Raw genomic sequence first — 26,862 nt, 5'->3', positions numbered from 1 at the left:
TTCTTCGGGCCCGGCTATGTAGCATCCGCTTCGGGATTAGTGCCGGGCTCGGCGGCCGTCCTGTAAAGGAGCGTGATGGGAACCCGCGTACTGACCGAGGAGCAGGTCGAGGGCTTCGTCTCCGACGGCTTCGTCCACCTGCCGGGTGCGTTCCCGGGGGAGCTCGCCGAGGAGGCGCGCGCCCTGCTGTGGCGGCAGCTGGACATGGACCCGGACGACCCGGGCACCTGGACGCGGGAGGTGGTCCGGCTCGGGGTGCGCGACGACGACGTGTTCGTCCGTGCCGCCAACACCCCGCTGCTGCACGCCGCCTACGACCAGCTCGCCGGGGAGGGCCGCTGGCAGCCGCTGACCCAGGTCGGCACGTTCCCGGTGCGGTTCCCCGTGACGAAGCGGCCGGAGGAGACCGAGGACTACGGCTGGCACATCGACGCCAGCTTCCTCGCCGAGGGCGCCGACGCCGACCGCGACTGGTCCGGCGAGCTCGACGTGATCCCGCCGGACTACGACAAGATCTTCCGGTACAACGTGTGGTCCCGCGGCCGGGCGCTGCTGCTCCTGCTGCTGTTCTCCGACACCGGCGAGGAGGACGCGCCCACGCTGATCCGCGTCGGCTCCCACCTGGACGTACCGCCGCTGCTGGCACCGTACGGCGCCGAGGGCACCTACCTGGAGGCCGGGGAGGTGGGACGGGACCGGCCGCTGAGGTCCGCGACGGGCAAGGCCGGGGACGCCTACCTCTGCCACCCCTTCCTGGTGCACACGCCGGTCGCCAACACCGGCGTCCGCCCGCGCTTCATGGCCCAGCCGAACCTGCTGCCCGTGGGGCAGCTCGAACTCGACCGGCCCGACGGCCGGTACACCCCCGTCGAGCGGGCCGTGCGCCGGGGCCTCGGCGAGGACGCCCCCCGACGAGAGAGCCGGTGAGATGGAAGAGCAGCACAACGCGCCGGCCCCCTGGGCGGACGTGATCCGGCTGGTGTTCGGCGGCATGGCCACCCAGGTCGTCGGCCTGGCGGTACGGCTCCGGCTGCCCGACGCGATCGGCGCCGGCGAGCGGACCGCCGACGGCCTGGCCGCCCGCTTCGACGGCGAACCCGCCGCCATGAACCGGCTGCTGCGCGGCCTCGCCGCGCTCGGGGTGCTCCGCGAGCCCGAGCCGGGCGTGTTCGACCTGACGCCGGTCGGCGAGCTGCTGCGCGCCGACCGCTCGCCGTCCTTCCACGCGCTGTCCCGCATGCTCACCGACCCGGCGGTCTCCACGGCCTGGCAGCACCTGGACCACAGCGTCCGCACCGGCGGCCCGGCCTTCGACCAGGTCTTCGGCCGCGACTTCTTCGCCCACCTCGCGGACGACCCCGACCTGTCGGGGCTCTACAACGCCGCCATGAGCCAGGGCACCCGCGGCATCGCCGACCTGGTCGCGCTGCGCCAGGACTTCTCCGGCGTCCGCACCGTCGTGGACGTCGGGGGCGGTGACGGGACGCTGCTCGCCGCGGTGCTGCGCGCGCACCCGGCGCTGCGCGGCGTGCTGTACGACACGGCGACCGGGGCCGCCCGGGCCGGCGAGGAGCTGGCGGCGGCGGGCGTCGCGGACCGCGCCACGGTGGAGACCGGCGACTTCTTCGCCGCCGTGCCCCCGGGCGGCGACCTCTACCTGCTCAAGAGCGTCGTCCACGGCTGGGAGGACGAGCGGGCCGCGGCGATCCTCGCGCACTGCCGCCGGGCGCTGCCCGCGCACGGCCGGGTCGTCATGGTCGAGCACGTGCTGCCCGACACCGTCCCCGCCGACGCGGTGCCCACGACGTACCTCAACGACCTCAACCTGCTGGTCAACGGCAACGGGCTGGAGCGCACCCGCGGCGACTTCCGGCGGCTCTGCGCGGCGGCGGGCCTGACGGCCGGCGCGTTCACCCCGCTGGACGGCACCGACCTGTGGCTGATCGAGGCCGTCCCCGCCGCCCCGGCGGACTGAACCGGGAATTCCACCTCGGCGCCTTTTCGCGGGCCGATACGGAATGCCAGGACCGGCCCGCGAATACGCTAGTGAATTCACTACACTGCCGGTGCGGACCGTGAATTACCTGTGCACTTCCCGTACCGTTTCCGGTGACCGGTGATACGCATTGCCCCGCGGCGCATGGAATCCAAAAAACCATGCGGATGCCGTTCTGTGGGTTCCTCACGGCTGGGAGATGATTCTGTCTAGGCGAGCGCTCATTACGGGAATCACAGGCCAGGATGGCACTTATCTCGCGCGTCAGCTCCTCGAGTCCGGATACGAGGTGTTCGGAATGGTGCGCGGGCAGGGGCGGCCGTACGCGCGCGACGGCAGTCCCCTGCACCCGGACATCCGGGTGGTGAGCGGCGACCTGCTGGACCAGACGAGCCTGATAGCCGCGGTCGAGCAGGCGAGCCCCACCGAGGTCTACAACCTCGGCGCCCTGTCGTACGTCCCGGTCTCCTGGAAGCAGCCCGCCGTCGCCGCGGAGGTGACCGGGAAGGGCGTGCTGCGGATGCTGGAGGCCATCCGCAGCGTGGCGGGGCTCAACGCGTCCCGGACCACCGGCAGCGGCGTCCCGCGCTTCTACCAGGCGTCCACCTCCGAGATGTTCGGAAAGGTGCGCGAGACCCCGCAGAGCGAGTCCACGCCCTTCCACCCCCGCAGCCCCTACGGCGTGGCCAAGGCGTTCGGGCACTACATGGTGCAGAACTACCGCGAGTCCTACGGGATGTTCGCGGTCAGCGGCATCCTGTTCAACCACGAGTCCCCCATCCGCGGCCCCGAGTTCGTCACCCGGAAGGTCTCGCTCGGGGTGGCCGCCGTGAAGCTCGGCCTGGTGGACAAGCTCCGGCTGGGCAACCTCGACGCCGAGCGCGACTGGGGCTTCGCCGGGGACTACGTGCGCGGCATGCGGATGATGCTCGCCCAGGACGAGCCGGAGGACATCGTCCTGGGCACCGGCGTCACCCACAGCGTCCGCGACCTGGTGGAGTTCGCCTTCGCGCACGCCGGCCTCGACTGGCGCGACCACGTGGAGGTCGACCCCCGGCTGCTCCGCCCGGCGGAGGTGGAACTCCTCTGCGCCGACCTCAGCCGCGCCCGGGAGAAGCTCGGCTGGAAGCCCGAGGTGTCGTTCGAGGAACTGATCGCCATGATGGTCGACAACGACCTGCGCCTGCTCACCGAGAGCGAGAACGCCGCCGGTGAAGCCGTCCTCGAACAGGCCGGTCTGTGGTAAGCCTCCCGGCCGGACCGGCCGGCGGGCTCGTACGGTCCCTCCCGCCGGAGTCGTACCTCGCGGACTTCGCCGGCGCCGAGTTCATCGACTGGTTCGCCCGGTGCTCCGCCGCCGCGCGGTGCCGGGTGACCCGGACGCCGCTGACCGAGCTGCGGCGCTGGCGGTTCGACGCCGACACGGGGAACCTCGGGCACGACTCCGGGGCCTTCTTCGTCGTCGAGGGCCTCCAGGTGCGGACCGGGTACGGACCGGTCCGCGAGTGGAGCCAGCCCATCATCAACCAGCCCGAGATCGGCATCCTCGGCATGCTGGTCAAGGAGGTCGACGGCGTCCCGTACTGCCTCGTGCAGGCCAAGATCGAGCCCGGCAACCACAACGGCATCCAGGTGTCGCCGACCGTCCAGGCCACGCGCAGCAACTACACCCGCATCCACCAGGGCCGGAGCACCCGCTACCTCGAGTACTTCACGGACCCCGGCGCGGGCCGCACCCTGGTCGACGTCCTGCAGTCCGAGCAGGGCTCCTGGTTCCTGCGCAAGCGCAACCGCAACATGGTCGTGCAGGTCACCGAGGACGTCCCGGCCGGCGAGGACCACCACTGGCTGCCGCTGCCCGAACTGCGGCGGCTGCTGCGGATCGACGGCCTGGTCAACATGGACACCCGGACCGTACTGGCCTGCCTCCCGGCGGACACGTTCCCCGCGTCCCAGCCGGTGCCGGCCGGGGACGCCGCGTCGGCGCTCGTCCTCTCGACGACGGGCCGGGGCCGCGCCCTGAACGACACGGCGACCGTGCTGCGCTGGTTCACCGGCGCCAAGAGCCGGCACGAACTGTCGGCGCACCGGATCCCCCTGCGCGACCTGCCCGGGTGGCGCAGCACCCCGGAGCAGATCACCCACGAGGACGGGCGGCACTTCAGCATCATCGGGGTGACCGCCGAGGTCGGCAACCGCGAGGTGGCCGCATGGGACCAGCCCCTGCTGTACCCGGAAGGGCGCGGCGTCGTCGCGTTCGTCATCAAGGTGATCGAAGGGGTCGCGCACCTGCTGGTCCACGCCCGGTTCCAGCCCGGCCTGCTGGACGGGATGGAGATGGGGCCGACCGTGCAGTGCGTCCCGGAGAACTACCCGGACGGGCCGCCGCGGTTCCTCGACTACGTCCTGAACGCCCCCCGGGAGCGCGTCCTCTACAACGCCGTCCTGGCCGAGGAGGGGGGCCGCTTCTACCACTCGCAGAACAACTACCTCCTCGTCGAAGCCGGCGACGACTTCCCCACGGCCGTCCCCGAGGACTACTGCTGGATGACCGCGCACCAGCTCACCCTGCTCCTCCGGCACGGCTACTACGTCAACGTCGAGGCGCGCAGCCTGCTGGCCTGCCTGCAGAGTTGGTGAACCCATGAAGAACGAGCGTCCCGTGCGGCTGGGTGTTCTCGGCTGCTCCGACATCGCCCGGCGCCGCACCCTCCCGGCCGTACAGAAGGTCCCGGAGGTGACGGTGGCCGCCGTCGCCTCCCGGTCCGAGGACAACGCCCGCGCGGTCGCGGCGCGGTTCGGCGGCGAGGCCGTCGCCGGCTACGAGGCGCTGCTGGAGCGACCGGACGTCGAAGCGGTCTACATCTCGCTGCCCACCGGGCTGCACCACCACTGGACCGAGCGGGCGCTGCGGGCGGGAAAGCACGTGCTCGCGGAGAAGCCGCTGACCGCCCGGTACCCGGACACCGCGGCGGCGGTCCGCCTCGCGCACTCCCTCGGCCTGACGCTGATGGAGAACCTCACCTTCCCCCAGCACTCGATGCACGAAGCCGTGCGCGGGATGGTGGAGAAGGGCGACATCGGCGAACTGCGCTCGATGACCAGCGAGTTCGGCTTCCCGCCACTGGCCCCCGGCAACGTCCGGTACCGGGCGGACCTGGCCGGCGGCAGCCTGCTGGACGCGGGGGTGTATCCGCTCGCCGCGGCGAGCATGTTCCTCGGGCCGGAACTCGACGTGGTCGGGGCGACGCTGCGGAAGGGCCCCGGAGCGGACGTGGACGTGGCCGGCGACGCGCTGCTGAGCGCGCCGGACGGCCGCACGGCGCACGTCTCCTTCGGCTTCGAGCACGCCTACCGCTGCGCGTACACCCTGTGGGGGAGCGAGGGCCGGATCATCGTCGACCGCGCCTTCACCCCGCCGCCCGACTTCTGCCCCAGGGTCCGGCTGGAACGCGCCGACGAGGTACGGGAGCGCGTCCTGCCGGCCGACGACCAGTTCGCCGGCACCCTGGCGCGCTTCGTCCGGGCCATCGCCGGCGGCGGGGCGGCGGCGCACGGCGCCGAGGTCGTCGCGCGGGCCCGATTGGTAAGTCAGGTGCAGGACCGGGCACGGCTGCTCGGCAACGGCTGGTCAGGAGGAGCAGATGGCCGATGAGCGCGAGCGGGTTCTCGTGGCCGGGGGAACGGGGTTCGTGGGCCGCCGGCTCTGCGCGGACCTCGTCGCCGCCGGGGCCGAGGTGGCCGCGGTCGCCCGGCGGGCCCCGGACCTCCCCCCGCCGTGCCGCATCCTCACCCTGGACGTCACCACGGCCTCGCCCGGCGAACTGGCCGGCCTGATCGACTCGTTCCGCCCGCACACGCTGGTCAACGCCATCGGCAGCAACTGGGGGATCGCCGAACGGGACCTGGAGGCCAACTGCGCCGTGCCCGCGCGGCGCCTGATGGCCGCCCTGCGGCGGACCACCTGCCGGCCCTACGTCGTCCACCTCGGCTCGGTGCTGGAGTACGGCCCGACCGCGCCCGGCGAGACGACCCGGACCGCGACGCCGGCCCGGCCGACGACCACCTACGGCAAGGCCAAGCTCGCGGCGAGCCGCGCCGTGCTGGAGGCCGCCGCGGAGGGCGTCGTCGAGGCGGGCGTGCTGCGGATCGGCAATGTCGCGGGCCCGGGCACCCCGGCGGTCAGCCTGCTGGGCCGGGTGGCCGGGCGGCTCGCCGAGGCCGTCGCCCGGGACACCCTCCCGGCGGTCGTGGAGCTGTCCCAGCTGCGCGCCCACCGGGACTACGTCGACGTGCGCGACGTGTCGGAAGCGGTGCTGGCCGCCACCCGCGCCCGGATACCGGGGCTCGTCGTCCCGATCGGACGCGGCGAGGCCGTGGCGGTGCGCTGGCTGGTGGACCTCCTCGTGGAGGTCAGCGGCGTGCCCGCCGAGGTGCGGGAACTCCCCGCCGCCACCACGGGAACCGCCGGCGACGACTGGGTCCAGGTCGACCCCGAGCCCGCCCGCCGGCTCCTCGGCTGGACCGCCGTCCGCTCGCTGCGCGAGTCGGTGAGCGGACTGTGGGACGAGACGCTGCGGGCCCACGGGATCCACGACCCCGCGGGGGCGCGGCGGTGACGGGAGCCGTCGCCTCGCGGCCTTGAACCCGGAAGACCCGAACCCTGGACCTTGAACCGGAAGACCTCGAGCCGGAAGGAGCGGCTGCCGGGACATGAGACACGTGTCGATCGAAGTGGCGGAGACGGTCCGGGACCGCTTGGCGGTCCTGGCGGCGGAGCGGGGGACCACGATCGCGCGGCTGGTCGGCGACTTCGCCGCGCGCACTCCGACGAAGAGCGAGCGGGCCGGGAGAGCCGGACGGGCCGAGTGGACGGAGCGGAACGAGCGGCCCGAGCGGTCGGCGCGGTCCGAGCGGTCGGCGCGGACGCCGGGCGGGCCGAGGCCGCAGGAGAAGCCGGGGCTGCCGGGGCCGATCGGGCTGACTGGGCCGACGGGGAGCAGGCCGGGGGCGCCGGACGGCACCGCGGCGGAACCGGACGGCGGGGCGGACGGCGGGGCGGACGCCGAACTGATCCGCCGCTTCGGCGACTGCGTCGTCTCGGTCGGCCTGCACACCGGGGTCGTCCCGCCGGTCTGGTGAGCCCCCGGCCGCCCGCCCCTCAGCCCGCCCGCAGGGCCATCGTCATGGCCTCCACGGCGAGCAGGGGCGCCACATTGCGGTCGAGGGCCTCGCGGCAGGCGCCGATGGCTTCTATGCGGCGCAGGGTGTGCTCGGGGCGGGAGGCGGAGGCGATCCGCTGGAGGGTGTCGCGGTCGTCGGCGTTGGCCAGTTCGACGCGGGAGCCGAGCTGGAGGGCGAGGACGTCGCGGTAGAAGCCGGTGAGCTCGGTCAGGGCCAGGTCCAGGCTGTCGCGCTGCGTCCGGGTGGACCGGCGCTTCTGCCGGTCCTGGAGCTCCTTCATGGCACCGGCCGTGCCGCGCGGGAGCCGGCCGCCGGTGCCGGCCGCGGCACCGAGCGCGGCGCGCAGCTCCTCGGTCTCCTTGGCGTCGACCTCCTCGGCGACCTGCTTGGCGTCCTCGGCCGCCGCGTCGATCAGCTCCTGGGCCGCCTTCAGGCAGCCGCCCACGTCGTCGACCCGGAGCGGCAGCCTGAGCACCGCGGCGCGGCGCGTCCGGGCGCGTTCGTCCGTGGCCAGGCGGCGGGCGCGGCCGATGTGGCCCTGGGTGGCGCGGGCCACCCGGGCGGCGAGCTCCGGCTCGATGCCGTCCCGGCGGACGAGGACGTCCGCGACGGCGGCGGTGGACGGCGTGCGCAGGGTCAGGGACCGGCAGCGGGAGCGGATCGTCGGCAGGACGTCCTCCAGCGAGGGGGCGCACAGCAGCCACACGGTCCGCGGAGCGGGCTCCTCCACGGCCTTGAGCAGCACGTTCCCGGCGCCTTCGGTGAGGCGGTCGGCGTCCTCCAGCACGATCACCTGCCACCGGCCGCCGGCCGGTGAGAGCTGGGCGCGCCGGACGAGCTCGCGGGTCTCCTTGACGCCGATCGAGAGCAGGTCCGTGCGGACGATCTCGACGTCGGCGTGCGTGCCCACGAGCGTCGTGTGGCAGCCGTCGCAGAAGCCGCAGCCGGGGGCGCCGCCGGGGAGCGCCCGGTCCGGGCTCACGCACTGCAGGGCCGCCGCGAAGGCGCGGGCCGCGGTGGCCCGGCCGGAGCCGGGCGGGCCGGTGAACAGCCACGCGTGCGTCATCCGGGAGCCGGACATCTCTGCGGGCGCCTCCCCCTGCCCCGCCGTGCGGTCCGCCTCCACGGCCGTGACCAGCGCGTCCGCGTCACGGGCGGCAGCGGAGAGCTGCTCCGTGACCCGGTCCTGTCCGACCAGGTCGTCCCATACCGCCATGACTGTCCTCCGCGCCCGTTGGTCCTGCGGTCTCCCCGGTCACCCATTGTGGGGCAGACCACTGACAACGGGGCCCGGGCGGGGGCCCCGCCGCAGTGCGGGCGCCCGCTCCGGGCGCCCTCGGCCGCTCAGCGGCCTCCGCGTCGGCCGGGGGCGCCGGAAGCGCCGCCGTCCGGACCGTCGCCGCTGCCGCCGGCCCGCCGGCCGAAGAGGTCGTCCGCGAGCGTCGGCGCCTCGGCGTCGTCGCCCTCCCGGTCGCCCTCGGCCCACTCCGGGCGCCGCCGGGCCTTGCGTGCCCGCTCCGCCGCGCCCGCCGCGTCCGCTTCCGCGCCGGGGCGCGGCATCTCACGCGTGCGCATGCCGTCCGCGTCGTCCGCCGGAGTGCGCTCCCCCTCGGCGCCGCCCGGCCGGTCGGTGCCGGCGGACTCCTCCGGGCGGAACAGCCAGTCCGGAACCCGCTCCACCGGGTCCTCGGCCCGCCCGGCGTCCGTCGGCCCCGCGGTCTCGGCACCGTCCGCGTCGTTCTTCCCGGAGCGCAGTCCCCAGGTGACCCGCTGCACCGGCGGCGGAAGCGTCGGCACGGGAGGCAGCACCGTCGTCTCGTCCTCGGCCGCTTCCGGCGCACCGGCCGACGCCGGCCCGTCCGAGCGCACCGGCGGCAGGTACGCGGTCTCGTCCTCCGCGCCGACGGACGCCTTCCCGGACCGGGTCGAGCCGGTGGTCGGCAGCACGGCGGTCTCGTCCTCCGCAGCAGCCTCACCGGAGGCGCCCTTCCCGCCGACCGCCTTCGCCTTCCCGGCCCCGGCCGGACCGGTGGTCGGCAGCACGGCGGTCTCGTCCTCCGCAGCAGCCTCACCGGAGGCGCCCTTCCCGCCGACCGCCTTCGCCTTCCCGGCCCCGGCCGGACCGGTGGTCGGCAGCACCGCCGTCTCATCCTCCGCACCGGCCTCGCCGGAAACGGCCTCCCCGCCGGCCGCCCTGTCCGCCTCGTGCGGATCCTTGCGGTGCACCAGCGGCGACTGGACGGTCACCGTCTCGTCGGCGTCCCGCATGAGCAGCGACTCGCGCGGGTCGGGACGGTGCACCGGCGGGACCCGGAGCTGCTCGGTCCGCTCCGCGTCGGCGGCCCGCGCCCCCGCCCGGGGAGCGGCGGACCCGGCGTCGGACGCCGTCGCCCGCTTCGTCAGATCGGCGGCCTTCCCGGCCGCACCCGCACCGGCCGCGCCCTCGGCGCCGCTCTCCCGCAGCGCCGACCGCTCGACCGTGGGCGCCTCGTCGGCCCCGGCGGCGGCCCGCGCCCCGGCGCCGATCCCCGGCGCACCGTCCGCGGACGCGCCCTCCGCGGCGGCCACACCATCCCCCGCGGCACCGTCCGCGGCAGCGCCGTCGCCCGCCGTCCGCGCCGCCTCCGCGCGCAGCAGCGCCTCCTCGGCCTTGCGCTGCTTCTCGCGCCGCCGCTCCTCGGCCTCGGCGCGCAGCCGCGCCTCCTCCTCGGCCTGCTTGCGCAGCCGCTCCTGCTCGGCGGCCCGGGCGCGGTCCTCCGCCTCACGGCGCCTGCGCTCCTCGTCCGCGAGCCGGCGCGCCTCCTCGGCGCGCTGCCGCGCCTCCTCCGCCTGCCGTTCGGCCTCCAGGCGCCGGGCCTCCTCGGCCTCCCGCCGCTTGCGCTCCTCTTCCTCCGCGCGCAGCTTGGCCAGCCGCTCCTGCCGTTCGCGCTCCAGCCGCTCCTCCTCGGCCTTGCGCGCCGCCTCCTCCTCCGCCTTGCGGCGGGCCTCGGCCTCGGCGGCCCTGCGGGCCGCCTCACGGGCCTCGATCTCCTGCGCGGACAGCGGCAGGACCTCGTCGAGGCGGTGGCGCACCACGGTGGTGACGGCCTCGGGCTCCTGCCCGGCGTCGACGACCAGGTAGCGCGCCGGGTCGGCGGCGGCCAGGGCGAGGAAGCCCTTCCGCACCCGCTCGTGGAACTCGGCGGGCTCGGACTCCAGCCGGTCGGGCGCCTCGGTGAAGCGTTCCCGCGCGGTCTCCGGCGAGACGTCCAGCAGCACCGTCAGGTGCGGGACGAGCCCCTCCGTCGCCCAGCGGTTGATCCGGGCGATCTCGGTCGGGGACAGGTCGCGGCCGGCGCCCTGGTAGGCGACGGACGAGTCGATGTAGCGGTCGGAGATGACGACCGCGCCGCGCTCCAGGGCGGGCCGGACGACGGCGTTGATGTGCTCCGCGCGGTCGGCGGCGTACAGCAGCGCCTCCGCGCGGTCCGAGAGCCCGGCCGACGCGACGTCCAGCAGGATGGCCCGCAGCCGCTTGCCGATGGCCGTGGCGCCGGGTTCGCGGGTGACGACGACCTCGTGGCCCTTGGAGCGGATCCACTCGGCGATGGCCTGCACCTGGGTGGACTTGCCGGCGCCGTCGCCGCCGTCGAACACCAGGAAGAAGCCGTCGGCGGCGGTCGCCTCGACCGGGTCGCCGTCGCGGACGGCGTCGAGCAGGTCGCGGTGGAACGGCACCCCGTGCCGATCGTCGGTCTTGCCCAGGACGAGCGCGCCCACCGGCAGCAGCAGCGCGCCGATCAGCATCAGGGTGAAGGCCGCGCCGCCGTGGTCGAAGACGAAGTTGCCGCTCTCGGCCCGGTGCGGGCCGATGAGTGCGGCGAGGACGGGGGCGACGACCGCGGCCGGCGCCACGGTCACCCGGACGACCGCGTGCAGGTGCTCCGTGACGCCCGGGCGGCGCTCCTCCTCGGCCTCCTGGTCGAGGAGGGCGTGCCCGGTGTTCGCCACGACGCCCGCGGAGACGCCGGCGACCAGGATCAGCAGCAGCACGGTCGTGGCGTCGGGCACCAGCCCGGCGGCCAGCAGCGCGACGCCCGTGACGGCCAGGGAGAGGGCCAGCAGCCTGCGGCGGGAGAACCCGGGCAGGACGCGGCCCGCGCTCCGGATGCCGAGCACCGGTCCGCCGGTGAGGGCCAGGGCCAGCAGCCCGAAGGCCACCGGGCCGCCGCCCAGGTCGTACGCCTGGAGGACGGCGACGCCGAACGCGGCGGCGACCGCCCCGGCGACGGCCGCGCAGGACAGCACGAAGACGGGGATGCCGCCGGTCCGGCCCTTGTCGGGCGCCTGGTCGCGCTTCGGCCGGCGCAGGCCCTCCAGCGGGGAGCGCGCCGTCACCTCCCGCGCGGCGGGCAGGGCCAGGAAGTAGACGATCACGCCGGAGGCGTTGAACAGGGCCGCCGCGAGGTACGAGCCGAGCGCCGGCTGGTGCTGGTGGAACCAGTCGATGCCGGAGCCCAGCAGATTACTCACCAGGGTGACGGCGACGAGGGCCGCCGCGGCGGCCGGCAGGGCGACGAACGACGTGCGCAGCGTCAGCCGCCGCAGCGCGTCGCCGTGGTCCGGGACGGGCCGGACGGCCGCGCCCTCAAGGGGCGGCCGCGGCAGCAGCGTGGGCGCCACGCCGTCCTTGGCCACGGTCCACACCCGCTCGGCGACGCCCAGGAGGAAGGCCGTGACCAGCAGGGACGCCAGCGCCTTGCTCTCGGTGAAGTCGATCCACACCGGGGCGACGGCCAGCAGCAGCGCCCGGACGGCGTCGGCGCCGATCATCGTCCAGCGCCGGTCGAGCGGCCCCGAGGGCGCCAGCAGCGCGTTGAAGGGGCCGAGCAGGACCGTGCCCAGCAGCAGCGTCGCGAGCAGCCGCGCGCCGAGGACGGCGGCCACGGCGAAGGCGGCGCCCCGGTACCCGCCGCCGAACGATCCGGCGGTGACGGCCGCCTGGAGCGCCAGCAGGAGCAGGACCAGCAGGCCGAGGGCGTCGCCGACGCCCCCCGCGGCCTGGGCGCTCCACAGTCGGCGCAACGAGGGGATGCGCAGCAGGGCGCGGACGGCACGCTCGCGGGAGTCCGCGGCCAGTGCCCCTGAGGGAGAGGTCACCACTGTTGGCTGCTCGGCTCGCGTCATCCTGCCAGCCTATCCGGAGCGCCTGAATACCAACCGTCCGATCGAACGTCTGATCGAACGCTGAGGCCGGACAAGCGCGCCGGGCCCCGGAAAACGACCGGGCGGCGGAACCGGAATCCGGCCCGCCGCCCATGGCCGTCTGACGGCCCCGCTTACTCGGCCTTGGCCGCGGCGGCCGTCTTGGCCGCCGTCTTCTTGGCCGTGGTCTTCTTCGCGGTGGCCGCCTTGGCGGTCGTCGTCTTCTTCGCCGCCGTCTTCTTGGCGGTCGTCGTCTTCTTCGCGGCGGTCTTCTTGGCCGGAGCCTTCTTGGCCGCCTTCTTCGCGGTCTTCTTGGCCGGCCCCTTGGCCCGCTTCTCCGCGAGCAGCTCGTACCCGCGCTCCGGCGTGATGGTCTCCACGTCGTCGTCGCGGCGCAGCGTGGCGTTGGTCTCGCCGTCCGTGACGTACGGGCCGAAGCGGCCGTCCTTGACGACCACCGGGCGCTCGCTGACCGGGTCCGTGCCCAGCTCCTTCAACGGCGGCTTGGCCGCGGCCCGCCCGCGCTGCTTGGGCTGCGCGTAGATCGCGAGGGCCTCCTCCAACGTGATGTCGAAGATCTGGCCCTCGGTCTCCAGGGAGCGCGAGTCCGTGCCCTTCTTCAGGTACGGGCCGTAGCGGCCGTTCTGCGCGGTGATCTCCACGCCCTCGGCGTCGGTGCCGACCACGCGCGGCAGCGACATCAGCTTCAGCGCGTCCTCCAGGGTGACCGTGTCGAGGGACATCGACTTGAAGAGCGACGCCGTCCGCGGCTTGACCGCGTTCTTGCCGGTCTTCGGCGTGCCCTCGGGCAGCACCTCGGTGACGTACGGGCCGTAGCGGCCGTCCTTGGCGACGATCGGGTGGCCCGACTCCGGGTCCGTGCCCAGCTCGTACTCGCCGCTGGGCCGGGCGAACAGCTCCTCCGCGTACTCCACGGTGAGTTCGTCCGGCGCCAGGTCCTCGGGGACGTCCGCGCGCTGGTGGCCCTCGGTGTCCTTCTCGCCCCGCTCGACGTACGGGCCGTAGCGGCCGACGCGCAGCACGATGCCCTCGCCGACGGGGAACGAGGAGATCTCCCGGGCGTCGATCGCGCCGAGGTCGGTCACCAGCTCCTTGAGGCCGCCGAGGTGGTCGCCGTCGCCGTTGCCCGCCTCCGCGGCCCGGCCGGTGACCTCCCCCGAGCCCTCGCCGAAGTAGAAGCGGCGCAGCCACGGCACGGCCTGGGCCTCACCGCGGGCGATGCGGTCGAGGTCCTCCTCCATGGCGGCGGTGAAGTCGTAGTCGACGAGCCGGCCGAAGTGCTTCTCCAGCAGGTTGACCACGGCGAAGCTCAGGAAGGACGGGACGAGCGCGGTGCCCTTCTTGAAGACGTAGCCGCGGTCGAGGATCGTGCCCAGGATGGACGCGTAGGTCGACGGGCGGCCGATCTCGCGCTCTTCCAGCTCCTTGACCAGCGACGCCTCGGTGTAGCGGGCCGGGGGCTTGGTGGCGTGGCCGTCGGCGGTGATCTCCTCGGCGGTCAGCGCGTCGCCCTCGGTGACCTGCGGCAGCCGGCGCTCGCGGTCGTCGAGCTCGGCGTTCGGGTCGTCCGCGCCCTCGACGTACGCCTTCATGAAGCCGTGGAAGGTGATCGTCTTGCCGGAGGCGCTGAACTCGGCGTCCCGGCCGTCGGAGGCCCGGCCCGCGATCTTCACGGTGACCGAGTTGCCCACCGCGTCCTTCATCTGGGAGGCGACGGTCCGCTTCCAGATGAGCTCGTACAGCCGGAACTGGTCGCCGGTCAGACCGGTCTCCGCGGGGGTGCGGAAACGATCACCCGAAGGACGGATGGCCTCGTGCGCCTCCTGGGCGTTCTTGACCTTCCCCGCGTAGGTGCGCGGCTTCTCCGGCAGGTAGTCGGCCCCGTAGAGCTGGGTGACCTGCGCCCGGGCGGCGGCGACGGCGGTGTCGGACAGCGTCGTGGAGTCCGTACGCATATAGGTGATGAAGCCGTTCTCGTACAGCTTCTGGGCCACCTGCATGGTCGCCTTCGCACCGAAGCCCAGCTTGCGCGACGCCTCCTGCTGGAGGGTCGTGGTGCGGAAGGGGGCGTACGGGGAGCGGCGGTACGGCTTGGACTCGACCGAGCGCACGGCGAACGAGGTGTCGGCGAGCGCGGCGGCCAGCGCGCGGGCGTTCGCCTCGTCCAGGTGCAGCACCTGGGCGGCGTCCTTGAGCTGCCCGTTCGCGCCGAAGTCCCGGCCCTGGGCGACCCGCCGGCCGTCCACCGAGGACAGCCGCGCGGCGAAGGTGCCGGGCTCGGCGGCGTCACCACCGCGGCCGGTGGCGAAAGTGCCGGTGAGGTCCCAGTACTCGGCGGAACGGAACGCGATCCGCTCGCGCTCCCGCTCCACGACGAGCCGGGTGGCCACGGACTGCACCCGTCCGGCGGACAGCCGGGGCATGACCTTCTTCCACAGGACCGGCGAGACCTCGTAGCCGTAGAGGCGGTCGAGGATGCGCCGGGTCTCCTGGGCGTCGACCAGCTTCTTGTTCAGCTCGCGCGGGTGGGCGACGGCGGCCTGGATCGCGTCCTTGGTGATCTCGTGGAAGACCATCCGGCGGACCGGGACCTTGGGCTTGAGGACCTCCTGGAGGTGCCAGGCGATGGCCTCGCCCTCGCGGTCCTCATCGGTGGCCAGGAAGAGCTCGTCCGACTCGGCCAGCAGTTCCTTGAGCTTCTTGACCTGGTCCTTCTTGTCGGCGTTGACGACGTAGACGGGCTGGAAGTCCGCGTCCACGTTCACGCCCAGGCGGGCCCACGGCTCGCCCTTGTACTTCGCCGGGACCTCGGCGGCCCCGTTCGGCAGGTCACGGATGTGCCCGACGCTCGCCTCGACGACGTATCCGGGGCCGAGGTAGCCCTTGATCGTCTTCGCCTTGGCAGGCGACTCGACGATGACGAGTCGGCGGCCGCCCTGTGCGGTCTCGCTGGTCGGGGACAACTTCGCTCTTCTTCCGGTCGCAATCGGCATGGGAGTTGCGGTGACGCTGCGGAGTGTGACGGTACATCCCGCCCCCGTGTCAAACGGGGAAAGCCCGCAACGCCACTCGAACGGTAACCCGACAAGCGTCCTGTCTGCCGCCGGAGCGTCGGACGCCACATCCGCCGCGCCCCGGCCTCCGCACCGTACGAGCCGGCGGCGGAGCCGGGAACACGGCGCGGGGAAACCGCGCCGAAAGCCCGGAGCGCCGTGTCGGAGCCTGCTGGCAGGATGACCACCGCACGTCATCCCATCCGATCGTGCGACTGATTTCCGCCAAACCTCACACGGCAGGAGCTTTCCGCCCATGTCCGACCAGACCCCGTACGGATACCCGCAGGACCCGTACGGCCGGCCCCCGCAAGGGCAGCAGCCAGGTTACCCGCAGGGGTCGTCCCCTTACGCTCAGCAGCCCGGCTACGCCTACCCGCCGCCGATGGCGCCGGGCGCCCCGGGGATGTACATGGGAGACCCGAACGCGCCCTACGGTTACGACCCCTACGGGCGGCCCTACTCCGAGAAGTCCAAGATCGTGGCGGGCGTCCTCCAGCTCTTCCTGGGCAGCTTCGGCATCGGCCGCTTCTACACGGGGCACACGGGCATGGCGCTCGGCCAGCTCTTCACCTGCGGCGGCCTGGGCATCTGGGCGCTGATCGACGGAATCATGCTGCTGACCGGCAGCAGCACCGACTCCGCGGGGCGCCCGCTCCGTGGCTGAGAAGCCACCCCGCGGGGCGCGTGCCGGACTCGCGCGCGCCGTCCGCCACCCGGCCGCGGCACCGCTCGGGGCCCTCGCGGCCGGGGCGGCCGGGGCCGCCTACCTGTGGGGCACCGATCCGCACCGCCCCGGGCAGTGGCTTCCCCGCTGCCCGTTCCACTGGGCGACGGGACTGCTCTGCCCGGCCTGCGGCGGCACGCGCATGGCGTACGACCTGCTGCACGGGGATCTCGGCGCCGCGTTCCACGACAACGCGCTGCTGCTGCTCCTCGGCCTGCCCGCGGCCACGTACCTCTGCGGCCGCTGGCTCGCCGAAGGGCTGCGGGGCCGCCGCTACCGGCCGCGGCTCGGCCGGGGCGGGACGGCCGCCGTCCTGGGGACCGCGGTGGCCTGGACGCTGGTGCGCAATATCACCGGATGACGCCGCCGACCGGCCGCGCCGACCGACCGGTTTCGGCCAACCGGACACGTGCCGACCGACCTCACACGCCGTCAATCCGCCTCGCCCGGCCCGGCCCGCGCCCTGCCGTCCGCCCTGTCACCGAATGATCACGATTACCGATCCGGCACAACCTCCCGCGTGACCCTCCGGTCTGGTTGATCGCCGCCGTACCGGCCCTTCCCCCTTCGACGGGCCGACGGCTACCTCCGACCGCTTAGGAGTCCACCCATGTCGTACCCCGCCCCGCCGCCCTACCAGGGTCCGCCGGCGCCCTTCGGCTACGCCCCCAACGGGCAGCCGTACTCCGAGAAGTCCAAGATCGTGGCCGGAATCCTCCAGCTCTTCCTGGGCGGCCTCGGCATCGGCCGCTTCTACACCGGCCACGTGGGCATGGGCATCGCCCAGCTCCTCACCTGCGGCGGCCTCGGCTTCTGGGCCCTGATCGACGGAATCATCTTCCTCGTCAGCAACACCCGCACCGACAAGAACGGCCACGTGCTCCGCGGCTGACACCCCGCGAACGCGGCCGTCCCCGGAAGCGGCCCCGCCACGGGGCCGCTCCCAGCGCTCGCGGGCGAAGCCCCGCGTCCGGCGGGCCCCTCAGCCCTCCGGGGTCAGGAACCCCTGCTCCACCAGCAGCCTGATCGCCTCGGGCGTCCGGTCGCGCAGCAGGACCGGATCCTCGCCGACGAGCTGGGCGATCGCGTCGAGGATGCGGCCCGCGCTGAGAGTCCCGTCACAGACCCCGGCGAACCCCGCTCCCACCGTGTCCACCTTGGTGGCGCGGCGCATGCCCCGGTTCTGCCGCAGCACCACATGCTCCGGATCCTCCGCGCCCGGCAGCCCGACCTGCTCCTGGACGACCTCGGGGGCGAGCCGGAAGCGGGCTTCCAGCAGCGCCGCGTCGTCGTGCGTGCGCAGGAACTCCTGCCGTTCGAAATGGGCGCGGATGCTCTCGCCCAGCGGCTGCTCCACCGGGTGCGGCCACTCCTCGGCGATCACCGAAGGCCGCTCGGCCCCCGACTTGCGCAGCGTGATCCAGCCGAACCCGACCCCCTTCGTCCGCCGATCCTCGAACTCCGCGAGCCACGCGTCGTACCGCGCGGCGTACTCCTCGGGGGAGGCGCGGTGGTCCCCCGCGTCCCGCAGCCACAGCTCGGCGTACTGGGCCACGTCCTGGACCTCCCGCTGGACGATCCAGGCGTCGCAGCCGGCCGGGACCCAGGACGACAGCCGCTCCCGCCAGTCCTCCCCCTCCACGTGCTGCCAGTTGGCGAGCAACTGGCAGTAGCCGCCGTCGTTGAGCCGGTCCGCCGCCTGGGACACCAGCGTGCGGCAGAGGTCGTCCCCGCCCATGCCGCCGTCCCGGTAGGTGAGCCGGGCCCCCGGCGAGATGACGAACGGCGGGTTCGAGACGATCAGGTCGTACGTCTCACCGGCCACCGGCTCGAACAGCGAACCCTGGCGCAGATCCGCCTCGGGCGCGCCGGAGAGCGCCAGCGTGAGCCGGGCGAAGCGCAGGGCGCGCGGGTTCAGGTCGGTCGCGGTGACGCGGCCGGCGTGCTGGGCCGCGTGCAGCGCCTGGATGCCGGAACCGGTGCCGAGGTCGAGGGCGCTCCCGACCGGCGTACGGACCGTGATGCCGGCGAGCGTGGTGGAGGCGCCGCCGACGCCGAGGACGAGCTCCGAGCGGTCGATGCCGGCCGGGCCCGCACCGCCCCCGGCGATGCCGCCCGCGCCGCCGACCGCGCAGCCGAGGTCGGAGACGATCCACCAGTCCTGCCCCTCGGGACCGCCGTAGGGGCGCACGTCGACGCTCGCGCGGACCGCGTCGCCGTCGCGGACCAGCCAGCCGTCGGCGAGGCAGTCCTCCAGGGGGAGCGCGGCGGCGGCCCGCGCGGCGGGGACGGACCGCTGCAGCAGGAAGAGCCGGACCAGGGTCTCCAGCGGACCGTCCCCCCGGGTGGCGCGCAGGGCGGGGACGGTCTCGCTGCGCGCGAGCGCGGCGTAGGCGGGGGCGCCGAGCAGTTCGAGCAGACCGTCGGCCGTGAAGGCGGCGGCGAGCAGGGCGTCGCGCAGCCGGGCGGTGCGCGCGGACGGGACAGGTGCGTCGGCGGAAGGCAGCGTACTCACGGAACCATTGTCGGGGGCACCACTGACAATCCGTGACAGCCCGCCGCGGCCTCCCGCGCCGGCGCCCGGAGGATCAGACCTGCGCGGGCGGCATGGACGCCGGGATCTTGCAGGACTCCTGCTTGGCCATCGCCTGACCGGCGTCGCCCGACTGGAACTTCTTGAGCGCGTCACCGCTCTTGCCGCTCAGCTGCCCGAGGTCCGCGGCCATGTTCTTCAGGCCCTCGGAGAACTTGGCCCGGTCGGACGTGTCGAGCGCGTCGACCTTCGTCTTCAGGTTCTTGTACGACGCGGAGAGGTCCTTGAGCGCCTTGACGGCGTCCTCCTGGTTGGCCTTGCCGTCGTCGACGGGCGGCGCGCCCGCGTTCTGCACGGACTGCGCGAGGGCGTTGTACGCGTCGACGTTGGCCTGGAAGGCGGCCGAGTCCGTCCGCTGGACCTTCTTCGAGTCCTCCTCCGTCCGCACGGAGGTGATCGAGGCGTTGGCCTGCTGGATCTTCTTGACCTGGGGCTGCATCGTGTCGCAGACCTTCTTGGCCCAGTCGTCGAGCTTCTTGCCCTTGTCCTCGCCGCCGCCACCGCATCCCGTCAGCGCCAGGACGAGCGCCGCACCGCCGGACAGTGCGGCCAAAAGCTTCTTGTTCACCGGATCGGTCCCTTCAATGGCTCTCGGCCCCGGAACTTACACGTCCCACCGGCACGGCCCGCGAGCCGAGCATCCCATATGACCTCCTACCTCGCCATTTACGGCAATCTCGATGTGGCGTTCGCCGCGCCGCGACACGCCGTCCGGACGATCGGACGCAACACCGGCACGCCCGACCACCGGATCGGGCGGACCCGCGCGAGCGGGACGGCTCCCGGCCGGAACGGCGGGTGACACACCGTCCGGCGACGGCCCCACGCCGTCCCGCCCGCGCTTCCGCCGGCGTCCGCCGTCAGGACACCACCGCCGGATCGGTCGGCTGCGTCGACCGGTCGGCGCCGGCGTCGACGGTGACGCTCCGCCGCTTGGACACGTACACGGCGGCGACGATCACCAACGCGGCCAGCACCGCCACGCCGATCCGCAGCGGCCTGCTCGCGTCGGCGCCGTACGAGAACTTCACCACCGCCGGCGCGATGAGCAGCGCCACCAGGTTCATCACCTTGAGCAGCGGGTTGATGGCCGGTCCCGCGGTGTCCTTGAACGGATCGCCGACCGTGTCGCCGATGACCGTGGCGGCGTGTGCCTCGCCGCCCTTGCCGCCGTGGTGGCCGTCTTCCACCAGCTTCTTGGCGTTGTCCCAGGCGCCACCGGAGTTGGCCAGGAACACGGCCATCAGCGTGCCGGCGCCGATCGCGCCCGCCAGGTACGAACCGAGCGCGCCGACGCCCAGGGCGAAGCCGACCGCGATGGGCGCCATGACCGCGAGCAGCCCCGGAGTGGCCAGTTCCCGCAGCGCGTCCTTGGTGCAGATGTCGACGACGCGGCCGTACTCCGGTTTCTCGGTGTAATCCATGATCCCGGGGTGCTCACGGAACTGCCGACGCACCTCGTACACCACCGAACCCGCCGACCGCGACACGGCGTTGATGGCCAGTCCGGAGAAGAGGAAGACGACGGCCGCGCCCAGGATCAGGCCCACCAGGTTGTTGGGCTGCGAGATGTCCAGGCTCAGGTTCATCTCGGTCGGCTTCGCGCCCACGTCCTGGACCGCCGTCCCGATCGCGTCCCGGTACGAGCCGAAGAGCGCGGACGCGGCGAGGACGGCCGTGGCGATGGCGATGCCCTTGGTGATGGCCTTGGTGGTGTTGCCCACCGCGTCGAGCTCGGTCAGCACCTGCGCCCCGGCACCCTCGACGTCCCCGGACATCTCGGCGATGCCCTGGGCGTTGTCGGAGACCGGACCGAAGGTGTCCATCGCCACGATGACGCCCACCGTGGTCAGCAGGCCGGTCCCGGCCAGGGCGACGGCGAAGAGCGCGAGCATGATGGACGTGCCGCCCAGCAGAAACGCCCCGTAGACGCCGAGGGCGATCAGCACGGCGGAGTAGACGGCCGACTCCAGCCCCACCGAGATGCCCGCGAGGACGACGGTCGCCGGGCCGGTCAGCGAGGTCTTGCCGATGTCGCGCACGGGCCGCCGGCCGGTCTCCGTGAAGTAGCCCGTGAGCTGCTGGATGAGCGCCGCCAGGACGATCCCGATGGCGACGGCGACCAGCGCCAGCACCCGCGGATCGCCGTCATGGCCGCTGATGGAGGGGTCGCCGAGGCCGTTCAGATCCGCGTAGCTGGACGGCAGGTAGGCGTAGACGGCCACCGCCACGAACGCGAGGGAGATGACGGCCGAGACGAAGAAACCCCGGTTGATGGCCGTCATCCCGCTCCGGTCGGCCCGGCGCGGCGCCACCGCGAAGATGCCGATCATGGCGGTGATCACGCCGATCGCGGGCACGAGGAGGGGGAAGGCGAGCCCGGAGTCGCCGAAGGCCGCCTTGCCGAGGATCAGCGCGGCGACCAGGGTCACGGCGTACGACTCGAAGAGGTCGGCCGCCATGCCCGCGCAGTCGCCGACGTTGTCGCCCACGTTGTCGGCGATGGTGGCGGCGTTGCGCGGATCGTCCTCGGGGATGCCCTGCTCCACCTTGCCCACCAGGTCGGCGCCGACGTCGGCCGCCTTGGTGAAGATGCCGCCGCCGACCCGCATGAACATGGCCAGCAGCGCCGCCCCGAAGCCGAAACCCTCCAGCACCTTGGGCGCGTCGGCCGCGTAGACGAGCACCACGCAGGACGCGCCGAGCAGGCCGAGGCCGACGGTGAACATGCCGACGACGCCGCCCGTACGGAACGCGATCTTCATGGCCCGGTGCGAGGCGGCCGTGGCATCCACCGCCCCGACGGCCGGCGTGTTCCCCGGTCCCGGGACGGCGGAGGAACCCGCTGGGGATTCGGCCGCGGAAAGCGCCGCCTCCCGCGCCGCGGCGGCCACGCGCACATTACTGCGCACCGCGAGCCACATACCGATATAGCCGGTGGCCGCGGAGAAAAGCGCACCGACCAGAAAGAACGCCGAACGCCCCAGACGCTGCGACCAGTTGTCGGCCGGAAGAAGCATGAGGAGGAAGAACACGACCACGGCGAACGCGCCGAGCGTCCGCAACTGCCGCGCCAGATAGGCGTTCGCGCCTTCCTGTACAGCCGCGGCGATTCTCTTCATGTTCTCGGTGCCTTCTCCGGCCGCCAGCACCTGCCGCACCAAGACCACGGCCACCACGAGAGCCGCGAGGGCCACGGCCGCGATGACGATCACGAGGACGCGGTTGCCGCCGGTGAGCTCGACCGCGAGATTCTGAGTGAAGACCACCTGTTCAGGGGTGAAGGGCCCCGCCATTCGTCCTCCTTGACGTTTGGCACATGGGCGCGCGGCCGGACCGTGTACACGAGACGGCCGCCACGCTCAGGCGTCCTGAGCTCAAGATGGACGGATTGTAGGGAGCATGACGAGGTCCCAACAGGGCGCCACAAACGGAATGAGTCTTCTCCGGTGGAGAATCCGTGGATGATCCGTACACTCGACGGGCCGCCCGTGAAGATCGGGAAATGCCTTTCACCCGTTTCCGGCCGGGCGGCCCTTTCCTGACGGGACCGGCGGAACCGGTTACCCGAGGGAGCGAAAAGCCGACAGAAAAGCCGGGGTAGACAAGCGAATTCCGCCATCGCCCACGGCTACGGCGGATCCGGCAGCCGCCACTGGACCGAACGGCGGACGCGGGGCTACGGCAGGATGGCCGCCGAGGTCGTCGGCCAGCTCATCCGGATGACGCCGCCGTTCTCGTCGGCGGACACCTCGACGTCGTCGACCAGGCCGCTGATGACGGCGAGGCCCATGTCGTCCTCGCCCTCGGCGCCCGCGTCGTCGTGCTCGGCGGCCGTCGTCACCGTGGTGCCGCCCACCACGACCTCGGTGACCACCGGGTGCGGCGCGTCGTCGCCCACCTCGATGGAGAACTTCTTCTCGTCCTCCGTGAGCCGGACCCGGACCGGGGAGGAAATGCCGCCGTTCCTGTGCAGGCCGACGGCGCGTGAGCACGCTTCGCCCACGGCCAGCCGCACCTCGTCCAGCACGGCCTCGTCGACACCCGCCCGACGCGCCACCGCCGCCGCCACCAGGCGGGCGGTGCGGACGTGCTCGGGAAGGGCACTGAAGAGCAGTTCGACGGTGGCCATCCCATCCCCCTCAGTCGTACGTGCCCTCCCCCTCGCCTCCGGGGCAGGGCGACATCACGGAGGAACCGAGCGATCCGCCCGGAACCCCCGCGTACCAGTCCTGCAGACGACCGTCAGTCGGTCGCCTGCACCGCGTCATCGACCGAGGTGTGGATCGGGAACACCTTGGTCAGACCGGTGATACGGAAAATCTTGAGAATGCGCTCCTGGTTGCAGACCAGGCGCAGCGAGCCCTCGTGCGCCCGCACCCGCTTCAGGCCACCGACCAGCACGCCGAGACCGGTCGAGTCGAGGAAGTCGACCCGTTCCATGTCCACGACGAGGTGGTAGCTGCCGTCGTTGACAAGCTCGACCAGCTGCTCACGCAGCTTGGGCGCGGTGTACACATCAATCTCGCCACCCACCTCGACAACCGTACGGTCGCCAACGGTCCGGGTCGACAGGGACAGGTCCACGGATCCTCCAGCACCTTGCATCGAGCGGTCGCCCCCCATGGATCGGCAGCCGCGATGGCATTCAATCACTTACCGGCAGGCGCGCACGACGCCTTGACGCCATTGTCCGTCACGCCAGTGACACACTCGATGTCGATGGCCCACGATCAACTCCCGCCGGAGGCGGGCGTACATCCCGCTCCCCGGGCGGTCCTCGACCGACTCGCCGCCGGGGCAGGCCGGGCTGCACGCATCACTCATACGGAGCACTTGCCCCCTCGTCCCGGACGTCATGCCCCCTGGCCCGAGAAGATCCGGCCGGAAGTGACCGACGCCATCCGGGCCGTCGGCATCGCCCGGCCGTGGGCGCACCAGGCGCTCATGGCCGAGCACGCGCTGCGCGGCGAATCCGCCGTGGTGGCCACCGGCACCGCCTCCGGGAAGTCCCTCGCGTACCTGGCGCCCGTCCTGAGCACCCTGCTGGACGGCTCCGAGGCCCCCAACGGCCGTGGCGCCACCGCCCTCTATTTGGCCCCCACCAAGGCGCTCGCCGCCGACCAGCGGCGGGCCGTGAGCGAGCTCGCCGCGCCACTCGGCAAGGCCGTCCGGCCCGCCGTCTACGACGGGGACACGCCCTTCGAGGAACGGGAGTGGGTGCGGCAGTACGCCAACTACGCGCTCACCAACCCCGACATGCTCCACCGCTCGATCCTGCCCTCGCACCCCCGATGGGCCTCCTTCCTGCGCGCCCTGCGCTATGTCGTCGTCGACGAGTGCCACACCTACCGCGGCGTCTTCGGCTCCCACGTCGCCCAGGTGCTGCGCCGGCTGCGCCGGCTCTGCGCCCGCTACGGCTCCGAGCCCGTCTTCCTGCTCGCCTCCGCCACCGCCTCCGAGCCGGCCGCCGCGGCCTCCCGCCTCACGGGGGTGCCGGTGGTGGAGATCACCGACGACGCCTCCCCGCGCGGCGAACTCGTCTTCGCCCTCTGGGAGCCTCCGCTCACCGAACTCCACGGCGAACGGGGCGCACCCGTCCGCCGCACCGCCACCGCCGAGACCGCCGACCTGCTCACCGACCTCGCCGTGCAGGGCGTCCGCACCGTCGCCTTCGTCCGCTCCCGGCGCGGCGCCGAGCTGATCGCCCTGATAGCCCAGGAACGCCTGGCGGCCGTCGACCGCTCCCTCCCCTCCCGCGTCGCCGCCTACCGCGGCGGCTACCTCCCCGAGGAACGCCGCGCCATCGAGCGCGCCCTCCACACCGGCGAACTGCTCGCCCTGTCCGCCACCACCGCCCTGGAACTCGGCGTGGACGTGGCCGGGCTCGACGCCGTCGTGCTGACCGGCTACCCGGGCACCCGGGCCTCGCTATGGCAGCAGGCCGGCCGCGCGGGCCGCCGGGGGCAGGGCGCCCTCGCCGTGCTCGTCGCCCGCGACGACCCGCTGGACACCTACCTCGTGCACCACCCGGACGCCCTGTTCCGGCAGCCCGTGGAGGCCACCGTCCTCGACCCGGACAACCCCTACGTCCTGACGCCGCACCTGTGCGCGGCGGCCGAGGAACTGCCGCTCACCGAGGCCGACCTGTCACTCTTCGGCCCGGAGACGCGGAGCCTGCTCACCCGGCTGGAACTCCGCAAGCTGCTCCGCCGCCGCGGCTCCGCCTGGCACTGGACCCGCCGGGAACGCGCCGCCGACCTCACCGGCATCCGCGGCGAGGACGGGCGCCCCGTCCAGGTCGTCGAGGAGGGCACCGGACGGCTGCTGGGCACCGTGGACGCCTCCGCCGCGCACACCACCGTCCACGAGGGCGCGGTCCACCTCCACCAGGGCCGCAGCTATCTCGTCCGCCACCTGGACCTCGACGACTCCGTCGCCCTGGTCGAGGAGGCCGACCCGCCCTACTCGACGACCGCCCGCGACACCACCTCCATCTCCATCCTGGAAACCGTCAGGGAGATCCCTTGGGGGGACGCACGCCTCTGCTTCGGCTCGGTCGAGGTCACCAACCAGGTCGTCTCCTTCCTCCGGCGCCGGCTCATCACCGGCGAGGTCCTCGGCGAGTCCAAGCTGGACCTGCCGCCGCGCACCCTGCGCACCCGGGCCGTGTGGTGGACGGTCACCGAGGACCAGCTCGACGAGGCCCGAATCCCGCAGGAGGCCCTCGGCGGGGCCCTGCACGCCGCGGAGCACGCCTCGATCGGCATGCTGCCGCTCTTCGCCACCTGCGACCGCTGGGACATCGGGGGCGTCTCCGTCCCCCTCCACCCGGACACGCTCCTGCCCACCGTCTTCGTCTACGACGGCCACCCGGGAGGCGCCGGCTTCGCCGAACGCGCCTTCCACACGGCCGCCCGCTGGCTCACCGCGACCCGCGAGGCCATCGCCTCCTGCGAGTGCGACACCGGCTGTCCGTCCTGCATCCAGTCGCCCAAGTGCGGCAACGGCAACGACCCCCTCGACAAACGGGCCGCGATCCGCCTCCTCACCCGCCTACTGGCCGACGCACCCCAGCCGACGGAAGGCTCGACGACCACCGAGGATCGGTAACCCGGTCCGCTCTCAGGTCCCCCTTCCCGCCACCCCACCCGGCGGCCCGGACTCCGCGCCCGCCGGAGTGCCCGCGGTCGAGGCGGGGCCCGCCCGCGAGCGGACCCGGACCGTATAAGGCCCCGCTCCCGCCTCGGCCGCCACCTCGGCGGTCCCGCCCGTCACCTCGCAGGCGACCACCGCCGCCCGCTGGGCGTCGGCGACCCTGCGGGCGAAGCCGCAGGCCGCCTCCGGGCCCAGCAGGGCGTGGTCGGCGGCGGCCAGGGCCGCCAGGTCGGCGGCCCCGCCCGCGCGATGCCGGGCCAGCACCGCCTGGCTCATGGCCAGCAGGGCCAGGAAGACCGCGCAGAGCGCCGCGGCGGCGACCGCCGTCCAGACCGAGGCGGAACCCCGGTCACCCCCGGCCCGCCGGTCAGCCCACCGTCTCCTCCGCAAGGGCCACCGCCTCTCCGTCGAGCCGGACGGCGAGCGGTCCCGGACCGGCCGCCTGGGCCTCCACCCGCACTCTCACCAGGTCTCCTTCCCGCGTCAGCACCACCCGGGCGCCGGCGGGCGCCGCCGACCGGGCGGCGGCGACCACTGCGGGTCCGGGTTCCGACCGGGCAGCCGCGCGGGCCCCGGACCGCGCGGCGTCCACACACTGGAGCTGCGCCGAGGCGGCCACGAGCCCCCACATGAGGGCCGTGCCGACCAGCACCAGCGCCGGCAGGACCAGCGCGGCCTCCGCGGTGACCTGACCCCCGTCAGAACGCCGCATGGAGCCCCTTCTCGATCAGGGCCTGCAGCGCCGCGCTCACGGCGCCGCTGGTGACCACCTTGTACAGCACCGCCGCCAGCGCGCAGGCCGCGAGCGTTCCCACCGCGTACTCGGCCGTCGTCATACCGGCCTCCCCCGCCGCCCCGGCCCGGCACCGGACCCTCGTCCACCACCGCATGTCCATCTCCACCCCTTCGTTCGCCGTTCTTCCTCACCGGGCACATCGCCCGGACG

Annotated in this window: 23 protein-coding genes; 12 read left to right on the top strand and 11 right to left on the bottom strand. The window is 73.5% G+C overall.

Annotation, left to right across the window (positions count from 1 at the left end; translation table 11 throughout):
• The first annotated feature begins 75 nt into the window (after positions 1-75).
• The 7 genes from J7W19_RS17620 to J7W19_RS17590 all read left to right on the top strand — a co-directional run bounded on the left by J7W19_RS17620 (position 76) and on the right by J7W19_RS17590 (position 7,138).
• Positions 76-927, top strand: a complete 852-nt coding sequence (locus J7W19_RS17620) for a phytanoyl-CoA dioxygenase family protein (protein ID WP_004952714.1) — start codon at positions 76-78, stop codon at positions 925-927.
• Position 928: 1 nt separating this feature from the next.
• Positions 929-1,975, top strand: a complete 1,047-nt coding sequence (locus tag J7W19_RS17615; protein WP_004952711.1) for a methyltransferase — start codon at positions 929-931, stop codon at positions 1,973-1,975.
• A gap of 226 nt (positions 1,976-2,201) precedes the next feature.
• Positions 2,202-3,242 (top strand): GDP-mannose 4,6-dehydratase, encoded by a 1,041-nt coding sequence (locus tag J7W19_RS17610; protein WP_201768259.1) that lies wholly within the window; start codon positions 2,202-2,204, stop codon positions 3,240-3,242.
• Positions 3,236-4,636, top strand: a complete 1,401-nt coding sequence (locus tag J7W19_RS17605; RefSeq protein WP_004952705.1) for an NDP-hexose 2,3-dehydratase family protein — start codon at positions 3,236-3,238, stop codon at positions 4,634-4,636. Before J7W19_RS17610 ends, J7W19_RS17605 begins: the two co-directional genes overlap by 7 nt.
• A gap of 4 nt (positions 4,637-4,640) precedes the next feature.
• Entirely contained in the window at positions 4,641-5,651 is a 1,011-nt protein-coding gene (locus tag J7W19_RS17600) for a Gfo/Idh/MocA family protein (protein ID WP_004952702.1), read from the top strand.
• The gene (locus tag J7W19_RS17595; protein ID WP_004952700.1) at positions 5,641-6,615 is read left to right on the top strand and encodes an NAD-dependent epimerase/dehydratase family protein; all 975 of its coding nucleotides are present in this window, start codon (positions 5,641-5,643) and stop codon (positions 6,613-6,615) included. The genes J7W19_RS17600 and J7W19_RS17595 overlap by 11 nt, the downstream gene beginning before the upstream one ends.
• Positions 6,616-6,709: 94 nt before the next feature.
• Entirely contained in the window at positions 6,710-7,138 is a 429-nt protein-coding gene (locus J7W19_RS17590) for a hypothetical protein (protein ID WP_004952698.1), read from the top strand.
• 19 nt (positions 7,139-7,157) lie between these two features.
• Here the strand turns inward: J7W19_RS17590 and J7W19_RS17585 are convergent, their stop codons facing one another.
• The 3 genes from J7W19_RS17585 to topA all read right to left on the bottom strand — a co-directional run bounded on the left by J7W19_RS17585 (position 7,158) and on the right by topA (position 15,348).
• A complete protein-coding gene (locus tag J7W19_RS17585) occupies positions 7,158-8,396 on the bottom strand; it encodes a DNA polymerase III subunit delta' (RefSeq protein WP_004952695.1) in 1,239 nt (412 codons plus the stop codon).
• Between the two features lie 128 nt (positions 8,397-8,524).
• Entirely contained in the window at positions 8,525-12,346 is a 3,822-nt protein-coding gene (gene tmk / locus J7W19_RS17580) for a dTMP kinase (RefSeq protein WP_233478120.1), read from the bottom strand.
• A gap of 152 nt (positions 12,347-12,498) precedes the next feature.
• Positions 12,499-15,348, bottom strand: a complete 2,850-nt coding sequence (topA, locus tag J7W19_RS17575; protein WP_004952687.1) for a type I DNA topoisomerase — start codon at positions 15,346-15,348, stop codon at positions 12,499-12,501.
• A gap of 346 nt (positions 15,349-15,694) precedes the next feature.
• On the opposite strand from topA, the gene J7W19_RS17570 reads away from it, so the two are divergent.
• The 3 genes from J7W19_RS17570 (at position 15,695) to J7W19_RS17560 (ending at position 17,057) form a co-directional block, all read left to right on the top strand.
• Complete coding sequence (locus J7W19_RS17570) at positions 15,695-16,105, top strand: TM2 domain-containing protein (protein ID WP_004952684.1); 411 nt, start codon at positions 15,695-15,697, stop codon at positions 16,103-16,105.
• Complete coding sequence (locus J7W19_RS17565; RefSeq protein ID WP_152263196.1) at positions 16,098-16,526, top strand: DUF2752 domain-containing protein; 429 nt, start codon at positions 16,098-16,100, stop codon at positions 16,524-16,526. The genes J7W19_RS17570 and J7W19_RS17565 overlap by 8 nt, the downstream gene beginning before the upstream one ends.
• 249 nt (positions 16,527-16,775) lie before the next feature.
• Positions 16,776-17,057 carry a TM2 domain-containing protein gene (locus tag J7W19_RS17560; protein ID WP_004939796.1) on the top strand — a complete coding sequence of 94 codons (282 nt, stop codon included), beginning with the start codon at positions 16,776-16,778 and terminating at the stop codon, positions 17,055-17,057.
• Between the two features lie 90 nt (positions 17,058-17,147).
• Here J7W19_RS17560 and J7W19_RS17555 read toward each other — a convergent pair whose 3' ends face one another.
• Together J7W19_RS17555 and J7W19_RS17550 are read right to left on the bottom strand one after the other, a co-directional pair.
• On the bottom strand, positions 17,148-18,680 hold the full coding sequence (locus tag J7W19_RS17555) for a DUF7059 domain-containing protein (RefSeq protein ID WP_004939794.1): 1,533 nt from the start codon (positions 18,678-18,680) through the stop codon (positions 17,148-17,150).
• 73 nt (positions 18,681-18,753) lie between these two features.
• Complete coding sequence (locus tag J7W19_RS17550) at positions 18,754-19,326, bottom strand: hypothetical protein (RefSeq protein WP_004939790.1); 573 nt, start codon at positions 19,324-19,326, stop codon at positions 18,754-18,756.
• A gap of 78 nt (positions 19,327-19,404) precedes the next feature.
• On the opposite strand from J7W19_RS17550, the gene J7W19_RS17545 reads away from it, so the two are divergent.
• A complete protein-coding gene (locus tag J7W19_RS17545; protein ID WP_154080460.1) occupies positions 19,405-19,560 on the top strand; it encodes a hypothetical protein in 156 nt (51 codons plus the stop codon).
• A 58-nt stretch (positions 19,561-19,618) separates the two neighbouring features.
• Here J7W19_RS17545 and J7W19_RS17540 read toward each other — a convergent pair whose 3' ends face one another.
• The 3 genes from J7W19_RS17540 to bldG form a co-directional block, all read right to left on the bottom strand.
• A complete protein-coding gene (locus tag J7W19_RS17540; RefSeq protein WP_004939785.1) occupies positions 19,619-22,054 on the bottom strand; it encodes a sodium-translocating pyrophosphatase in 2,436 nt (811 codons plus the stop codon).
• A gap of 383 nt (positions 22,055-22,437) precedes the next feature.
• Entirely contained in the window at positions 22,438-22,890 is a 453-nt protein-coding gene (locus J7W19_RS17535) for an ATP-binding protein (protein ID WP_004939782.1), read from the bottom strand.
• 113 nt (positions 22,891-23,003) lie between these two features.
• On the bottom strand, positions 23,004-23,345 hold the full coding sequence (gene bldG, locus J7W19_RS17530; protein ID WP_004939779.1) for an anti-sigma factor antagonist BldG: 342 nt from the start codon (positions 23,343-23,345) through the stop codon (positions 23,004-23,006).
• Between the two features lie 54 nt (positions 23,346-23,399).
• On the opposite strand from bldG, the gene J7W19_RS17525 reads away from it, so the two are divergent.
• Positions 23,400-25,871 carry a DEAD/DEAH box helicase gene (locus J7W19_RS17525; RefSeq protein WP_078587695.1) on the top strand — a complete coding sequence of 824 codons (2,472 nt, stop codon included), beginning with the start codon at positions 23,400-23,402 and terminating at the stop codon, positions 25,869-25,871.
• Between the two features lie 12 nt (positions 25,872-25,883).
• Here J7W19_RS17525 and J7W19_RS17520 read toward each other — a convergent pair whose 3' ends face one another.
• From J7W19_RS17520 to J7W19_RS17510, 3 genes are read right to left on the bottom strand one after another with little or no spacing between them, the layout of a single operon-like run.
• Entirely contained in the window at positions 25,884-26,306 is a 423-nt protein-coding gene (locus tag J7W19_RS17520; protein ID WP_004939773.1) for an Rv3654c family TadE-like protein, read from the bottom strand.
• Complete coding sequence (locus J7W19_RS17515; RefSeq protein ID WP_004939771.1) at positions 26,284-26,628, bottom strand: TadE family type IV pilus minor pilin; 345 nt, start codon at positions 26,626-26,628, stop codon at positions 26,284-26,286. The genes J7W19_RS17520 and J7W19_RS17515 overlap by 23 nt, the downstream gene beginning before the upstream one ends.
• Positions 26,615-26,812, bottom strand: a complete 198-nt coding sequence (locus J7W19_RS17510; RefSeq protein ID WP_040887860.1) for a DUF4244 domain-containing protein — start codon at positions 26,810-26,812, stop codon at positions 26,615-26,617. The genes J7W19_RS17515 and J7W19_RS17510 overlap by 14 nt, the downstream gene beginning before the upstream one ends.
• Between the last annotated feature and the right edge of the window lie 50 nt (positions 26,813-26,862).

Source organism: Streptomyces mobaraensis NBRC 13819 = DSM 40847 (assembly GCF_017916255.1).
Lineage (GTDB): Bacteria > Actinomycetota > Actinomycetes > Streptomycetales > Streptomycetaceae > Streptomyces > Streptomyces mobaraensis.
Note: the sequence above shows the minus strand (reverse complement) of the source record. Positions and strands in the feature narration are given on the sequence as shown.

Bases quoted from the DNA above. Each gene is read 5' to 3' on its own strand.
- J7W19_RS17570 (WP_004952684.1), top strand. From the start codon at position 15,695: ATGTCCGACCAGACCCCGTACGGATACCCGCAGGACCCGTACGGCCGG.
- tmk (WP_233478120.1), bottom strand. From the start codon at position 12,346: ATGACGCGAGCCGAGCAGCCAACAGTGGTGACCTCTCCCTCAGGGGCA.
- J7W19_RS17620 (WP_004952714.1), top strand. From the start codon at position 76: ATGGGAACCCGCGTACTGACCGAGGAGCAGGTCGAGGGCTTCGTCTCC.
- J7W19_RS17540 (WP_004939785.1), bottom strand. From the start codon at position 22,054: ATGGCGGGGCCCTTCACCCCTGAACAGGTGGTCTTCACTCAGAATCTC.
- J7W19_RS17535 (WP_004939782.1), bottom strand. From the start codon at position 22,890: ATGGCCACCGTCGAACTGCTCTTCAGTGCCCTTCCCGAGCACGTCCGC.
- J7W19_RS17545 (WP_154080460.1), top strand. From the start codon at position 19,405: ATGACCTCCTACCTCGCCATTTACGGCAATCTCGATGTGGCGTTCGCC.
- J7W19_RS17590 (WP_004952698.1), top strand. From the start codon at position 6,710: ATGAGACACGTGTCGATCGAAGTGGCGGAGACGGTCCGGGACCGCTTG.
- J7W19_RS17615 (WP_004952711.1), top strand. From the start codon at position 929: ATGGAAGAGCAGCACAACGCGCCGGCCCCCTGGGCGGACGTGATCCGG.
- J7W19_RS17525 (WP_078587695.1), top strand. From the start codon at position 23,400: ATGGCATTCAATCACTTACCGGCAGGCGCGCACGACGCCTTGACGCCA.
- J7W19_RS17595 (WP_004952700.1), top strand. From the start codon at position 5,641: ATGGCCGATGAGCGCGAGCGGGTTCTCGTGGCCGGGGGAACGGGGTTC.
- J7W19_RS17585 (WP_004952695.1), bottom strand. From the start codon at position 8,396: ATGGCGGTATGGGACGACCTGGTCGGACAGGACCGGGTCACGGAGCAG.
- J7W19_RS17600 (WP_004952702.1), top strand. From the start codon at position 4,641: ATGAAGAACGAGCGTCCCGTGCGGCTGGGTGTTCTCGGCTGCTCCGAC.
- J7W19_RS17560 (WP_004939796.1), top strand. From the start codon at position 16,776: ATGTCGTACCCCGCCCCGCCGCCCTACCAGGGTCCGCCGGCGCCCTTC.
- J7W19_RS17510 (WP_040887860.1), bottom strand. From the start codon at position 26,812: ATGGACATGCGGTGGTGGACGAGGGTCCGGTGCCGGGCCGGGGCGGCG.
- J7W19_RS17515 (WP_004939771.1), bottom strand. From the start codon at position 26,628: ATGCGGCGTTCTGACGGGGGTCAGGTCACCGCGGAGGCCGCGCTGGTC.